Source organism: Dolichospermum compactum NIES-806, from assembly GCF_002368115.1.
Lineage (GTDB): Bacteria > Cyanobacteriota > Cyanobacteriia > Cyanobacteriales > Nostocaceae > Dolichospermum > Dolichospermum compactum.
In genome coordinates this window covers 923,347-938,390 of record NZ_AP018316.1, presented here as the reverse complement: position 1 = coordinate 938,390, position 15,044 = coordinate 923,347, and the positions used below count along the sequence as shown (strand labels likewise).

The window sequence follows — 15,044 nt, the reverse complement described above, 5'->3', positions numbered from 1 at the left end:
CCTTACCAATGTGCCAGTTGCGTAAGTCCTGAAAATATCTATCTCTACCTTCAATTTAATCCAAAAATTAAATAACTATATCTTTTATTTGTCAAATTGCAAAATTCCGTACTATAATGAAGGTGTGAAGTGCATGGGGCTTTAACGGTTTCGACAGGTTGGCGAAAGCTACTCTGTGATTCAGGTCGAGAGCGAGTCATCTCTCGGAAATCAAAGACTCGAAAAAAAAGTAAATGCGAACAATATCGTAAAATTTGCTCGTCGGGAAGCTCTAGTAGCTGCCTAAGAAACCTCTTTCAGGTTCGAGCGTCTTTAATTTGACTCCGTTAAGGATTAAAGACCTAACCCCCAACGGATGCTCCAACAAACGTTCTCTGGTTGGTTTGAAGGCTAAGATTAAATCAGAGCATCCTACGTTCGGGATAATGAACGATTCCCGCCTTGAGGGTCAGAAAGGCTAAACCTGTGAACGAGTGGAGGGTTAATACCCAATTTGGACATGGGTTCGACTCCCATAAGCTCCATTTTCAATTTTCAATAATTATTTAGCCCGCTAAACACTTTGATGTTAGGCAGGCTTTTTGCTATTTGGGGGATTTCTTGACATGGATATCCCGTTCCCAACTTATTTATTGGTACGGGATGGTATTGATAGTTAGGCTTGCTTTAAAGCATCCCGTTTTTTGCGATCTGCTGTCAAGATATCCGCCATGACTATGAGTGCTTGCGCCATTTTGTCCAGGTTAGAACTGTATAGTTCTAAGTCTTTGATGAGTTTATCTTCAGAGATATGCAACCCGTTAGCGATCGCTTTAAGTGCTTCACTCTTTTGTTGATCATCTTTGACAAGTTCAGGATCTGACTGTACCAATAATGCAAATAAACCAACACCAAATAAGCGACTGTATTTAAAGTTGGAATTGGTGACAACCGCCTCTAGTTGCTGTTGCAAGTCCTCATCTTGATCTAGGGAATTTGCCCGACTCAAACCAGCAATCAAATCCTTAACTGGTAAACTAGCAGCTAAAGCTTGCAATCTGGAGGCATCTTGTCGGTAACGGTCGGGGTCTTGTTCCACCGCTTGACAAATTGCTCGGAAAATTGACTCTTTATCCTGTTGTGGTTGGTAGCCGTCCATGAAGCGGTCAAAAGTCGTGACAACGCCCAAGGCATAAATGGCATTGTAGCTAAAATCAACATTGACCGATAGCAGGTGCATTTCTACCATCAACTCTTCCACTACCCGGCGGTAAATAGTGTTAATTGGCCTGGTATGAAGGGTGTAAAAGGTTCTTTTTGTATCAGATACTGTACGGACGTTATTCACAAAGAAAATTTTAGTAAAGACGTATTCCTCTTCTCTAGTATGAACTAATCAGACCTCATTCGTGAAAGTCATTCGATTTTAGATTTTAGATTTTAGATTTTGGATTTTCTGATAAATTCTATTGACTAGCCAAAATCCGGGGTGGAGTCTTTAAAACCTGTTCTTCGGTATCAAAAATTTCAAACACCGTATCCATCATTGTAACTTCGAACACAAGCTTTGCTTCCGAATGAACATTACAAATCCGAAAACTGCCACTAATTTTATCAGCTTCACGCATCCCGGCTAATAAAGAGGTCAACCCGGAACTATCAATAAAATTTACTTGTCCTAGATTGACAACAACATGAGGACTGTGTTTAGAAATACATTCCTGTAGCTTGAGACGAAATTGCCAAGCAGTGGTAATATCTAAACGACCAGCAGGTGTCAATACCATTATGGTATGACCGTCTTCAGTCGTACAGGTTTTTTGATCTATATTAATCACTGAACCGATACTTTTTTACTAATATTTGCTAATCCAAACACTCGCAATGAGAGGAAGTATCAACTCATGTCCAGAAGATGACATCTAGTTGTTAGTGTAACTTACCTGTTACCCATTACCTATTACCCATTACCCATTACCCATTGCTTATTCCTGACTTGGTTTCCAGTTTATCCAATCTTGAGGTTTTAGGAAAGTCTCATACAACTGGGCTTCAGGAGTATTAGGTTCTGGTTTGTAGCCATATTCCCAACGAACTAAAGGTGGTAGAGACATGAGAATTGATTCTGTGCGTCCATTGGTTTGGAGTCCGAAAATTGTTCCCCGGTCATAAACCAAGTTAAATTCTACATATCTACCGCGACGGTATAATTGGAAATTGCGTTGGCGATCGCCATATTCCATTCCCTGGCGGCGTTGCGCAATTGGCACATAAGCTGGTAAAAATGCCCCAGCGCAATCTTGAACTAAAGCAAATATGTCTTCCCAACTCCGTGACGGTAATTCACCTACCTGATTGCTATAAATCGCTGCTTCCCCATTGGGATCTGGACCACGATAGATAGCACCTTGACCGTCTTGGTAATCTAAAAATAATCCACCAACGCCCCGTGTTTCATCTCGATGTTTCAGATAAAAATATTCATCACACCAGCGCTTGAACACAGGATAATATTCAGGATGGTGTTGATCACAAGCTTTTTTAAAAGTGCTATGAAAATGTTGTGCATCTTCAGCAAAGGGGTAATAAGGTGTTAAATCCGCACCACCACCAAACCACCAAACTGGACCTGCTTCAAAATAGCGGTAATTTAAGTGAACCGTAGGTACATAAGGATTGCGTGGGTGCAACACCAAAGAAGTCCCCGTTGCATAAAAGCCATGTCCTGTTGCTTCTGGACGTTGGGCTAAAATTGAAGTAGGTAAATGAGAACCCCAAACTTCAGAGAAATTCACACCTGCTTGTTCAAAAATTGCTCCGTCACGCAGTACACGCGATCGCCCACCACCCCCTTCTGGACGCTGCCAACTATCTTCTTGAAACTTCCCCAGTCCATCTAATTTCTCTAAACCTTGGGTAATTTCATTCTGCAAATTCTGCATAAACTGGCTGACTCTAGCCTGAGCATTAACTCCAGGGAGAACATCAGATGATTCTTTTGTGATAGTGGGGGTTTGCGAGTTGGTTAACATAGATTCCCGAACCTAAAATTACAATTTCCAAAACAATTACAAATTTTTGTTGTCAAAACTTGTCAGCAGCGAGAGTCACAAATCCGGCTTAATTTGCCAAAACAGTTTTTTATTATACGTCAAAACACAACCGTTCAAAACGCCTTCAAATCTCCATTGGCACGGAATTTATTCCAATTCACACATATCACATCTGAAGACCCCTTTTCACAGTTGTAGAAATAATCTTATTATTCATTCTACAAATTTTCTCTTCCCTACAAGCTCCTTGAATGAAAACTTAACGGTCTTTACCTGTTCACGTTTCAACATTAAAAAATGTTCCTGAGTTGACTATGATAGAATTAATTGGGATTTAATGTAGGGGTAGCGCCCCCGTGCCTACCCCGATGTTGGGGGCAACCACAGGGGGTTTGCCCCTACAAAATTGATGGGTTTAGGAATTTTTAAATGTTCAATTAATTTTACATAACATAAGTAATACAATACAACGGAGGGCGGGGTTTCCCCGCCCCTACAGCTTATGCACAAATCATATAAAATAAAAAGCACTGGTAAAACCAATGCTCATTTACATAATTAGTACAAATTGTCAAGTTATTTAAGAATTGGGTTTTTTTAACTTTTGTTTTTTCCGGCGTTTTTCTGTAATGGCTACACCATGTTCTACTGGATAACCAGCCACAGGAATTACCTGATATTTTCTGTCTTCTTCTAAATTTTTAAGTTCTGTGTAATCAACCCAGTGGATACAATCAACAGGGCAGGTATCTATGGCTTCTTGAACTACCTCTTCTATGTCCCCATCTTGACGGATGACGCGCGATCGCCCATAATCTTCTTCAATGAAAAAAGTATTTCGGGCAACATGGGCGCAATGCTTACAGCCGATACAGGTAATTTCATCCACATAAACGCCTTTTTGCCGCACCAGTCCACCTAATTCCGGTTCTAAACCAGAACGTTCGAGGACATCTCGGAAAAAGCTCCCTAATTCTGGTTCTAAACCGGAACGATTATATTCCTCTGCTTGTGGCGACGGCGGCTTAGACATTACGCACTCCAGCGTTGTACTATTAGGCGAATAGAACCATCTTCCTGTTGCTGTTGTTCTGCCACTTGGAAGCCAACTTTAGTGGTTTCTTTGACTACTGTTTGATAAGCATAACGTTGAGTTACTTGACGGACAAACCCATCCACAGATAGATTTTGTTGCCAATATTGTAAATCTGCAACTAATCGTATTCTTGACCATTCCATCTAAAACCGATGTCATAGCCGTTTTGCTGTTCAATAGTTACTTCGGCTGCATGAGTTTGACCACGATAACCACGCACCTCACAAGGTCCAGGTTTCCAGTCTATTCCCAAATCGGAAAGGGCATCTTTCAAGGATTCCAGATTACGGATTTGTGTTTTAATTTGGCTAAAGTGTGACATAGTGGTTTGTAATCAATGAACATTAACTAGTTGGAAAACTTACCATTCGCTGTGGGCGGTTTGTATATTCGCTACACTGTTTTGTTGCGGGTTAGTTGCGAAAAACTCTGAGGTTGGTTCATTACTCAACACTCGTCCTAGCTGGGCTTCTATGGCTGCTGTCACCTCAGCACAAGATGCACCGATAATACCGGTGACTTTTTCTTGTACTCGACCATCTGGATAAATGATGAATTCTAATGTTTCCATGCTTTGAAAGCCAACCTAGATAGTAGATTTGAACCTAGCTGCCTGATTTCAGACTAGCTCAAAATTTAGGGATAGGAATTTAGATACAAATTTGCCACCTATCTCATAATTTCCCATACTTAAGGACATATATTTCATCGTTTTTACAAAATTTATTATTTTCACTAGTATTTACCTTCGTTAATTATAAGTTTCTCTTAACCTGATCAATTAGTCAATATGAGGACTGCCAAAGATCAGAAATAATCAAGAACCTCATTAAATCAACCTTATGGACAACATCTCTAGTCAAAAATAGGCATCAGAAAAGATCTCAGCCTTATTGAAAAATCTTATCATTATCATTGATTAAACCAATGCGGGGGTTTTGTACTTGTCAGCAGGTATAATTGTTACCAGTTTGGCATCATGAATATTGATAACCATTATACTATACTAGCGATTTTCAATAAAAACTATGAAATTTAGAGATTGGGCTACTAGAGTCATTCTGATTTTTTTGATGTTAGCTACCCTGATTCTGGCTGTATTTATTGGGGGTACAAGACAAAAACACAATCAAACAATTGCATCTAGTTCAGAGGTGACAAAGTGGAATCAGTATTCACCAGGGCAATTACAATCAGCAGTAACTAAACCAGAAAATAAGCAAAAATTAAGACCATCTCCCATAAAGATTAATAAAATTAATCCGCTATATATAACTACTAGCAATTTTGCTAATTATAGACCTAAGTTTGCTCAGGTTAAGGTTGATCCTAGCAATTATGGCGATCGCTATACAGCAGATATTAATGGTGTCCCGTTTAATAATCAAGCCATTATTGTCCTTCATGAAACTACTAATTCTACTTCTAGTGCCATTAATTTTTTTCAAACACGCCATGATGATGAAAATGTGCAAGCCAGTTATCATGCCATAATTGCCTTAGATGGACAGGTGATTTATTTAGTACCCCCAGAAAAACGCGCTTTTGGTGCTGGTAATTCGGTATTTAAAGGCGCTAATGGGGTGGAAACTGTGCGAACTAATCCCAATTTACCCCCATCTGTCAATAATTTTGCCTATCATGTATCCCTAGAAACCCCTCCAGATGCTTGGGGTAAAAGTAATATAGAATCACATTCAGGATATACAGAGGCTCAATATAATTCTTTAGCTTGGTTAATTGCTCAAAGTCAAGTTCCTGATGAGAGAATTACTACTCATCGTGCTGTAGATGTGGGTAATGGGAAGGTTGATCCTTTAAGTTTTGATCGTGATAAATTTTTCAACAAGTTGCATTCTTTTCGACAGTTACAAACTTTTAATTAGTTCGTAAAACAAAATTCTGATGGTTTACTTTAGTCTAATTTATTACTGCAATGGGCGATTGGAAATCACAGCTACACAGACAAAACCCACCTTCGTGGGTTAAAAACCTTGATTTTTCATTAATCTAAATAGGTTGACTAAACAAACCTACAATAAATATTGTTTGACATCAAGGGAATGGTAGATCCCCGTTATGCAGAAGTTTGGATAAGTAGTATTATTTTGTTAATCAGTGGAAAAGAGTTAATTTTACTGACAAGTGACTACTTATTCAAAGTTTTTTTGTTTTTGCAGTTTATCAATTAGAATATGTACTTTTGTTGATGGTTTAGTACATCCATCTTCGTTGGGATGATTATTTTCTAGTTTAATAGCATGATTAATTGCTTTTTCTTGATTGGATTTGAGTTTTTCATATAGCAATTTATCACTTTTATTATAATTTTCTCCTGGGTTTAAAATACCCTCTTTTCTCATTTCTGATTCTAGCTTTGGACGTAATTCATCATAACTACTAAGAGGACTGGTAGTATAACAACAATGGAGTAAAAACCAAAATTCAAAACAGGGTATTGATGTTATAGATTCAAAATTATATTTTTTTGCTGTGCTGAGAGCTTTTTTATATTTCTCTGGTTTATTATCATCATCAAATATACAAAATACTTGATCATATTGTTTTTGTTGATATAGATCATAAGCTGTATTTACAATCTCTAAAGGATCTCCACCATTAGCGGAAACTATTTTAATCTTAATTGTTGATAATTTCAATTCACGTTTCAAAGAGCAGCAATAATTCTCTTCTGTATCACCCTCAACTACAATTAAAAGGTCTCCTCTAGGATTTTTATTCTCTGAACTTCGTTTTAAATTATTTGTCGATTTTCCCTTTCTCATCTTTTTCACTCCCTCCCTTGAACCCATTAATAAAAGGAATAGCACCATAGCGACCTAATAGATAACCTTTTTGTAAAGATTCATTTTCACGAGGTCGAAAGTCAAACAATGAATATAGTTTAGTCATGCTGTTATCTTTTTCAGTAAACCATATTTGGTCAGGTCTGAATAGTTCACTATCTAAAAGTGTAGTATCATGAGTTGTAAATATTAATTGAGCATTGTTTTTGTTGATTTCTGGATCATTAAACATTTTCAGTAATGCTTTAGAAAGAACTGGATGTAAACTTCTGTCTAGTTCATCTATGAATATTACTTCTCCATATTGTAATACATATAGCCAGTATCCAGCTATTTCAAATAAACGTTGTGTACCATCAGATTCATCTAATAAATCAAATTCTACTTCTTGATGAGAGTCATTCATTTTATGAATAGTTATGACATCTATTTTATTAATTTCATCAATAGTTATATTTCCTCTTTCATTTTGTTCAATTTTTTGTTTAAAAAATTCTTTATAGAAAGAATTTATTTCTTCAGATATGGGTTTTTTATCAATTTTGATACCTGAAATATCAATATCTGCTTCACTAAGTAATTTAGCTACTAAAAAGGGAAAATTATCATCTTCGTCAAATCGGCTTAAAGTAAATTCTATATTAGCATGATTGTAAATAGGAATATTTATTTCATTTTGAAAAAAATCAAATACCTCTGTTAACTGAGGATGATTATTTTGTGCAGCATGAGATATAAATAAAGAATTAGAACGAACAAATCTTTGAATACGCTTTTTTTCCCCTTTTAATCCTTTACCAAAAGACCATTTATAACCTTCATCTGTTTGTAGTTCTGGATTATCTGGTAGATATTCACGAGAAAACCAGTTTTGTTGAATTTCATTTGGATAAGCAATTAACCACTCTTCAAATACTCGTTCTCGATTTAAAGAAACTCCATATTCATAACGAATATCATCATGAATAAAAATCACTTCAAAACTACTAGGCTTTTTTGCTGATTCACTATTTAATCTAAATGGTTCAATAGGTAATTTATCACCAGTTTGCATTCTACTAGCTGAGTTAATTACAAGATTTTTCAGAACTTGTATAGCTTTGAGTAAATTACTTTTACCAGAAGCATTTGGACCATAAATAGCAGCACTTGTAACTAAGCGTAAATCATCATTATTAGGTACAGAAAAAGTATTACTATCTATCATAGTTTCATTATCAGCAGCTACCATACTCAATGTTTGCTTTTCCTGGATTGAACGATAATTTTCTACACTAAATTCTACAAGCATGACTTTATTCTTAGTTGGTTATCCGTCTATAACCCACAAATTATTATAAATAGTAAAAATTATACTTTTTGTACTGTGCTAATGTCTAGTTGATAGCAACTTTTATTTGTGGGGTTGTTCAAGCATACATAAATAATGAATAAATAGCTCTAGTTATAAAACTAAAGCTATTATCAATGTGTGTAAATTCAGGAAATTTTACTTACTAAAACTGTAAATGTGCTGTGTGTGCAAGTTATCTTGTAAAGATGAAGGGAGGACACCATCAGAGAAGGTTTGCCTGTCTAATTGTACTTGCAAATTACTCAAAGGATCGCTACCTGTTGCAATCAGAAATTCCATTTTCTGAATGTAGGGTAAAGTGGCGATTTCATCTAAGATCTGGCAAATTGCTTGCAGGTAAGGATGACCTTTTTGTTGATACCAATTGGATTCAGCAATATTCGCTTGGTCAAAACCCAGATGTACAGTTAAAGATGGTTGATCAAATAAAGCGATGCCCAAGGGACGGGCTTCTTCCTGTAATAATAAATGCTGATTTTTTGATAAATGCCGTATTTTCTCTAGTCGTTCATAGCGTTCGGTGACTGATTCTGGTTCATCTTGCCAATGTATTGCTACTGTGACTAGATAAGTTTGTAACAACATATGCCCCAATTTCTTGGCTTTGGTAGCTAGATAATAGGAGTTAAAATCATTAGACTCAATTAAGAGGGGAACACGATCTACTACTTCTAAGCCATAACCTTTGACACCAGCAATTTTTCGGGGATTATTGGTAATAAGACGGATTTTTTTGATGCCCAAATCCATGAGCATTTGCGCTCCCATGCCATAATCACGCAAATCAGCGGGAAACCCTAAACGCTCATTGGCTTCGACGGTATCTAAGCCCATATCTTGTAAAGAATAGGCTTTTAGCTTGTTAACTAAGCCTATGCCCCGCCCTTCTTGACGCAGGTAAACAACGACACCTTGACCCGCATCCTCAATCATTTTTAATGCGGCTTGCAATTGCATCCGACAGTCGCAACGCAAAGATCCTAAAGCATCTCCTGTTAAACATTCCGAGTGCATTCGCACCATTACGGCTTCATCTCGGAAATTTGCTGGATCTCCCTTGACAATGGCGACGTGTTCTGTCCTATCTAGGGTGTGACGGTAGCCGTAAATATCAAATTGACCGAACTCGCTGGGTAGTTTGGTAACGATTTCTCGATATATCAGGCGATCGTTTTGGAGACGATAACTGATTAAATCAGCAATGCTAATAATTTTTAGGTGATGATTTTTGGCATATTCGACTAACTGATTTAATCGCGCCATTGAACCATCGGGGTTTTGAATTTCACAAATTACCCCGGCTGGATACAGTCCCGCTAGTCGGGATAGGTCTACAGCGGCTTCTGTATGTCCCGCCCGTTTGAGTACACCTCCCGGTCTAGCCCGCAGGGGAAAAATATGACCTGGACGGCGTAATTCTTCCGGTTTGGTGCCTGGGTTGAGGGCGACTTGGATCGTGCGGGCGCGGTCTTCGGCGGAAATGCCGGTACTAACGCCTAAATGGGGTCCGGCATCAATACTAACTGTAAAGGCGGTTTGGTTAGTATCCGTGAGTGTGCTGACCATTAATGGTAAGTCTAGTTCATCGAGGCGATCGCCTGTCATTGCCAAACAAATCAGTCCTCTGGCTTCTACAGCCATAAAGTTGATCATGTCCGGGGTGGCAAATTGGGCGGCGCAAATTAAATCGCCTTCATTTTCTCGATTTTCGTCATCTACGACAACAATGATACGACCTGCTTTGAGATCGGCCAAAGCGGCATCAATAGAATCAAATTTAAAGGTTTGGGTAATATTAGACTGTGACACAGAAAATTTCCAGCTATCAACGTAAAGTTTTTTAACAATTTCTTATTGTAAATTGTAGCTTGTTTATGGGAATTAGGGATTTTGTGAGATAACTAAGTAGGTTAGCATTGAAAATAGTCGTTATGACAAGGCAAGAGGCAAGAGGTAAGAGGCAAGGGTGAAGAGGGTTTGGGCGATTTTACTTTTCGTTACATATTTCGGTTTTTTTCCGTTCACCTACTTAAACTGTTACTTGACAGTAAAATAGTTCATATATACTATTAATAGTTTAGAGTCCCGTATATACAGATTATTAAGCTATGAATTTCCATGATATAAGTAAATTACTAGGTAAACCCTACTTTCAAGCGTCTAATTGTCTCATTTACAATTTAGATTGTTTAGAGGCAATGAAAATTTTACCAGATGAATCAATTAATTTAACTGTCACAAGTCCGCCGTATAATATTGGCAAGGAATATGAAAATTTATTACCATTGGACGATTATATAAATTGGTGTGAAAAATGGATAACAGAAGTTTATCGTCTGACTTTATGTGATGGAGCTTTTTGGCTAAATTTAGGTTATTTATCCATTAAAAATCGTGCTAAAGCAATTCCTATTTCCTATTTGCTTTGGGATAAAATTCCTTTTTATTTAATTCAGGAAATTGTTTGGAATTATGGTGCTGGTGTTGCTGGAAGTAAGTTCTTTTCACCTAGAAATGAAAAATTTTTGTGGTATGTGAAAAATTCAGAAGCTTATACTTTTAATCTTGACGATATTCGTGATCCTAATGTTAAATATCCCAATCAAAAAAAGAATGGTAAAATCAGGGTTAATCCTTTAGGTAAAAATCCCACTGATGTTTGGGAATTTCCGAAAGTAACTTCTGGACAAAACCGATCTTCAAAAGAAAGAACACCACACCCAGCACAGTTTCCATCTTCTGTCATTCAAAGAATAATTCAAGCATCTTCAAATCAAAATCAAATTGTCCTAGATCCATTTCTGGGTTCGGGTACTACTGCTATGGTAGCTTTAAATTTAAATCGGTTAGTAATTGGTTTTGAAATTCGTCAAGATTATTGTGATATTGCTGCTAATAGAATTGAAACTTTTTTGAAAGAACAAAGTTGTCAAGTAGAACAAATGTCTTTATTTCTATAAAGGTATTTTTGTATTTTTAAGTTAACCACCACCAAACACTATTTATTATGTTTTTACCCAGCGCAAATTTTTCAATCCCCGAATTCAATTTAAGTATATTGTGATATTTTTCCTGCGCTTTGGCTTTTTTAACAGTTTGATTATTACCTTGATAATCACTTAATTCCTGAATAATTTTGATTCCTTCCTTATTCATCTCATTCGCAATTACATCACCAACTTTACATAATAAATTAACAGGAGAATCTAAAATATATTCTCCTGTTATTGTAAAAAGTTTATGCTCATAGACTTTTTGATCTAAACCAGATGCCTGACCTGTTGCTGATTTTTGTGCATTCCAATCTTCATGGTCTATCCAACCAAATCTTAATAATGTTAAACTCTGCTGGTAGAAATTAGCTGTAATATAATAACCAGACTTTTCTTTTTTAGTAAGCTCCCCATTATTTTCATCTTTTGCTTTTTGACCATAGCTGCGATTTCCAAAAATTTTTGTGCCAAGCTGACCAGAAGTTTTTATCTCTATTGAATATCTTGTATCCTTTAGATAAACAATATCTTTTTCATCTTTACTTTGTGTTCCTCTCCATTCCTCTGGATAACGCTTTTGCAATTCTTTGGCAAAGAGTTTTTCAAAAAAATAACCCACCATAATAGCTGGTGGATCAATTTCTGCCAGGCTCAAATATGTGTCTTCCTCTCCTATTTTTGTTTGCCATAAAAGCTGCCAACTCTTTAAAGCAACCTCTCTAATAACATTTGGCTTGAGAGGATGTTCTTCTATCAGTTCTTTTGTTTTATCTGCCCATTTTTCAACTGGAATACTGGCATAAGGAAATACCATTTAGTCTAAACCTTTTAATAATTCACTGGGTGACATTCCCAGAGCCTGAGCAATACGGATAATATTTAACAAAGCAATATTTCTTTCACCACGTTCAACACCACCGATGTAGTTGCGATGTAGTCCTGACAGTTCTGCTAACTGTTCTTGGGAAAGATTTTGTGCTTTTCTGATTGTGCGAATGTATTCGCCAAACTTTTGAAGTTGAGAATTTTCAGTCACATAAAAAACATAATCCTTAGTGGTACTGATTTTCTACACACTATGAGTGTGATTGTTTTTTAAAGATATTTGTGATTATAGGTACGCTAAAAGATACTCTTTGCTATACAATGCAGCGAAAGTTCAATAATAAAGTCATCAGTAATTAGCTACTAGCTTGACTGCTGATGACTGATAATAGATAACTAAAAGTGGATAAGGATTTAATGTCATGGGAAATTTAAGACGCGTACCAGTTGGAATTGTTGGCGCGTCAGGGTATGGCGGAGTGCAGCTAGTCCGACTGCTGATGGATCATCCTGAAGTGGAAATTGTTTATTTAGGTGGTGAAAGTAGCGCGGGTAAATCCTTTGCTGACCTGTACCCACATTTCGCTAATATAGTGAATTTGCCCATTGAGGCGGTAGAACCGGAAGTTATTGCTAGTCGCTGTGAAGTGGTATTTTTATCTTTACCCAATGGATTAGCTTGCCAAATTGCTCCTCAACTTATAGAAAAAGGTTGTAAAGTCCTGGATCTGAGTGCTGATTATCGCTTTGGTGATTTGAAAACTTATACAGATTGGTATGGTACAGAAAGAAGCGATCGCACCATAGCCGCCACAGCAGTATATGGTTTACCAGAATTGTACCGCGATCGCATTGCTGAATCAAATCTAGTTGGCTGTCCCGGTTGCTATCCTACAGCCAGTTTACTGGCATTATCGCCACTTTTAAAGCAAGGTTTAATCGTTCCCGAAACAGCCATTATTGATGCCAAATCTGGTACATCTGGGGGCGGTAGACAAGGTAAAATTAACCTGTTGTTAGCCGAAGCTGATAACTCCCTGGGTGCTTATAACGTCGGTAGACACCGCCACACCCCAGAAATTGAGCAGATATGTAGCGACTTGGCAGGCCATGCAGTCACAATCCAATTTACACCACATCTCATCCCGATGGTGCGGGGGATTTTAGCCACTGTGTACGCCAATATGCGTGATCCTGGTTTAGTCCGTGATGACCTGATTACTATCTACAGCGCTTTTTATCGCAATTCCCCTTGGGTGAAAATCTGCAATAGTGGCACTTATCCCCAAACAAAATGGGCGTGTGGCAGTAACAATTGTTATATCGGCATAGAAGTTGACCCCCGCACAGGTCGTGTTATCGTCATGTCAGCCATTGACAACCTCATTAAAGGTCAAGCCGGACAAGCAATTCAATGTATGAACCTGATGCTAGGCTGGCATGAAACCTTGGGATTACCTAAAGTTGGGTTTTATCCTTAAAAGGGAACAGGGAACAGGGAACAGAAAGATATTTATTAAACTTCTTACCTTTTTTTTACTGTCACCTGTCACCTGTCACCTGTCACCTGTCACCTATTTTGGACCTAAACCAACAGTACCAGCATAGATAGCGCGATCGCCTAATTCATCTTCAATTCTCAGTAAGCGATTGTATTTTGCTACCCGTTCACTACGACATAGAGAACCGGTTTTAATTTGACCGGCGCGGGTAGCTACAGCCAAATCAGCAATTGTTGTATCTTCAGTTTCACCGGAACGATGGCTAATTACTGAACGGAAACCGTTGCGAGTGGCTAAATCAATGGTTTCCAAAGTTTCAGTTAGAGAACCGATTTGATTCAATTTAATCAAGATTGAGTTAGCGGCTTTTTGTTCAATGCCTTTTTGTAAGCGGGTTGCATTGGTGACAAATAAATCATCACCCACCAATTGTACCTTTGAGCCAATTTTCTGAGTTAGTAATTGCCAACTTTGCCAATCTTCCTCATGTAAACCATCTTCAATAGATACAATCGGATATTGGTCAACCAACTGACCTAAATAATCAATAAACTCAACAGGACTATGGGGTTTACCATCATAAACATATTGTCCATTTTTGTAAAATTCACTAGCAGCCACATCTAAAGCCAAAGCTACTTCTTCACCGGGCTTATAACCAGCTTGTTTAATCGCCGCTACCAGCAATTCTAAAGCCACTTGGTTAGATTCTAGATTAGGTGCAAAACCACCTTCATCACCCACACCTGTCAGCAAACCTTTATCATCTAACACTTTGCTAAGAGTGGCAAATACTTCCGCACCCCAACGTAATGCTTCTTTAAAAGAAGGCGCACCGATAGGAACAATCATAAACTCTTGAAAGTCTACGTTATTGGATGCGTGCGCTCCACCATTGATCACATTCATTAAGGGGACTGGCAATAAATTTGCCAAAGGACCACCCAAATAGCGATAGAGAGGAATATCTAAAGCTGCTGCACCTGCTTTGGCTGCTGCTAAGGAAATACCTAAAATGGCATTTGCGCCTAAATTAGATTTGTTAGGTGAACCGTCTGTAGCAATCATTGTCCGGTCTAACAATTCTTGGTTGAGGACATCCAACCCTAATAATTTGGGCGCTAATATCTCATTGGCGTTTTTTACCGCCGTGAGGACTCCTTTACCACCATAACGGCTTTTATCCCCATCCCGCAGTTCATGGGCTTCAAATGTGCCTGTAGAAGCCCCGCTAGGAACTTGTGCGAGTCCGACTGCACCACCAGCTAAATGTACTTCCGCTTCTAGTGTAGGTCTTCCCCGTGAGTCGAGGATTTCGCGGGAGACAATGGCTTCAATAGCGGTGTCTAGAAATTTAGTCATTCGTGGTTTGTCCTTGATTTTGTGTATGTCGTCAGGGTTTAACCTTTACAGTTTACTAATAACCCAATCGCTA

General features: G+C 37.9%; 14 protein-coding genes, 1 other RNA gene and 1 pseudogene. 4 read left to right on the top strand and 12 right to left on the bottom strand.

Annotated elements, in window-relative coordinates; genetic code table 11:
* Positions 1-135: 135 nt before the first annotated feature.
* Positions 136-527, top strand: a transfer-messenger RNA (tmRNA) gene (ssrA, locus tag CA730_RS04420).
* 128 nt (positions 528-655) lie between these two features.
* Here ssrA and psb29 read toward each other — a convergent pair.
* The 6 genes and pseudogenes from psb29 to CA730_RS04390 form a co-directional block, all read right to left on the bottom strand.
* Positions 656-1,327 carry a photosystem II biogenesis protein Psp29 gene (gene psb29, locus CA730_RS04415; protein ID WP_096664479.1) on the bottom strand — a complete coding sequence of 224 codons (672 nt, stop codon included), beginning with the start codon at positions 1,325-1,327 and terminating at the stop codon, positions 656-658.
* 118 nt (positions 1,328-1,445) lie between these two features.
* On the bottom strand, positions 1,446-1,817 hold the full coding sequence (locus CA730_RS04410) for an STAS domain-containing protein (protein ID WP_096664476.1): 372 nt from the start codon (positions 1,815-1,817) through the stop codon (positions 1,446-1,448).
* Between the two features lie 147 nt (positions 1,818-1,964).
* Positions 1,965-3,011, bottom strand: a complete 1,047-nt coding sequence (hemF, locus tag CA730_RS04405) for an oxygen-dependent coproporphyrinogen oxidase (RefSeq protein WP_096664473.1) — start codon at positions 3,009-3,011, stop codon at positions 1,965-1,967.
* 601 nt (positions 3,012-3,612) lie between these two features.
* A complete protein-coding gene (locus CA730_RS04400) occupies positions 3,613-4,065 on the bottom strand; it encodes a ferredoxin (protein ID WP_096664470.1) in 453 nt (150 codons plus the stop codon).
* Positions 4,065-4,450, bottom strand: a pseudogene (locus CA730_RS04395) (DUF1257 domain-containing protein). Before CA730_RS04395 ends, CA730_RS04400 begins: the two are co-directional and overlap by 1 nt.
* Positions 4,451-4,489: 39 nt before the next feature.
* Positions 4,490-4,699, bottom strand: coding sequence for a DUF2997 domain-containing protein (locus CA730_RS04390; RefSeq protein ID WP_096664467.1), 210 nt, complete (start codon positions 4,697-4,699; stop codon positions 4,490-4,492).
* 457 nt (positions 4,700-5,156) lie between these two features.
* On the opposite strand from CA730_RS04390, the gene CA730_RS04385 reads away from it, so the two are divergent.
* Positions 5,157-6,014: a peptidoglycan recognition protein family protein gene (locus CA730_RS04385; protein ID WP_096664464.1), complete on the top strand. Its 858-nt coding sequence runs from the start codon at positions 5,157-5,159 to the stop codon at positions 6,012-6,014.
* A gap of 267 nt (positions 6,015-6,281) precedes the next feature.
* Here the strand turns inward: CA730_RS04385 and CA730_RS04380 are convergent, their stop codons facing one another.
* The 3 genes from CA730_RS04380 to ribBA all read right to left on the bottom strand — a co-directional run bounded on the left by CA730_RS04380 (position 6,282) and on the right by ribBA (position 10,098).
* Positions 6,282-6,914 carry an RloB family protein gene (locus CA730_RS04380; protein ID WP_096664461.1) on the bottom strand — a complete coding sequence of 211 codons (633 nt, stop codon included), beginning with the start codon at positions 6,912-6,914 and terminating at the stop codon, positions 6,282-6,284.
* Complete coding sequence (locus tag CA730_RS04375) at positions 6,889-8,226, bottom strand: AAA family ATPase (protein WP_096664458.1); 1,338 nt, start codon at positions 8,224-8,226, stop codon at positions 6,889-6,891. Before CA730_RS04375 ends, CA730_RS04380 begins: the two co-directional genes overlap by 26 nt.
* Before the next feature lie 198 nt (positions 8,227-8,424).
* On the bottom strand, positions 8,425-10,098 hold the full coding sequence (ribBA, locus tag CA730_RS04370; RefSeq protein ID WP_096664455.1) for a bifunctional 3,4-dihydroxy-2-butanone-4-phosphate synthase/GTP cyclohydrolase II: 1,674 nt from the start codon (positions 10,096-10,098) through the stop codon (positions 8,425-8,427).
* A gap of 299 nt (positions 10,099-10,397) precedes the next feature.
* Here ribBA and CA730_RS04365 point away from each other — a divergent pair, with 299 nt between their 5' ends.
* Positions 10,398-11,249, top strand: coding sequence for a DNA-methyltransferase (locus tag CA730_RS04365; RefSeq protein ID WP_027400751.1), 852 nt, complete (start codon positions 10,398-10,400; stop codon positions 11,247-11,249).
* Positions 11,250-11,265: 16 nt separating this feature from the next.
* On the opposite strand, the gene CA730_RS04360 is transcribed toward CA730_RS04365, so the two are convergent.
* Positions 11,266-12,096 (bottom strand): ScaI family restriction endonuclease, encoded by an 831-nt coding sequence (locus CA730_RS04360; RefSeq protein WP_052149936.1) that lies wholly within the window; start codon positions 12,094-12,096, stop codon positions 11,266-11,268.
* Positions 12,097-12,318 carry a helix-turn-helix domain-containing protein gene (locus CA730_RS04355; RefSeq protein ID WP_027400752.1) on the bottom strand — a complete coding sequence of 74 codons (222 nt, stop codon included), beginning with the start codon at positions 12,316-12,318 and terminating at the stop codon, positions 12,097-12,099.
* 211 nt (positions 12,319-12,529) lie between these two features.
* Between CA730_RS04355 and argC the strand changes: the two genes are divergently transcribed.
* Complete coding sequence (argC, locus tag CA730_RS04350) at positions 12,530-13,588, top strand: N-acetyl-gamma-glutamyl-phosphate reductase (RefSeq protein ID WP_096664452.1); 1,059 nt, start codon at positions 12,530-12,532, stop codon at positions 13,586-13,588.
* A 93-nt stretch (positions 13,589-13,681) separates the two neighbouring features.
* Here argC and eno read toward each other — a convergent pair whose 3' ends face one another.
* The gene (gene eno / locus CA730_RS04345) at positions 13,682-14,971 is read right to left on the bottom strand and encodes a phosphopyruvate hydratase (protein WP_096664449.1); all 1,290 of its coding nucleotides are present in this window, start codon (positions 14,969-14,971) and stop codon (positions 13,682-13,684) included.
* Positions 14,972-15,044: the final 73 nt, after the last annotated feature.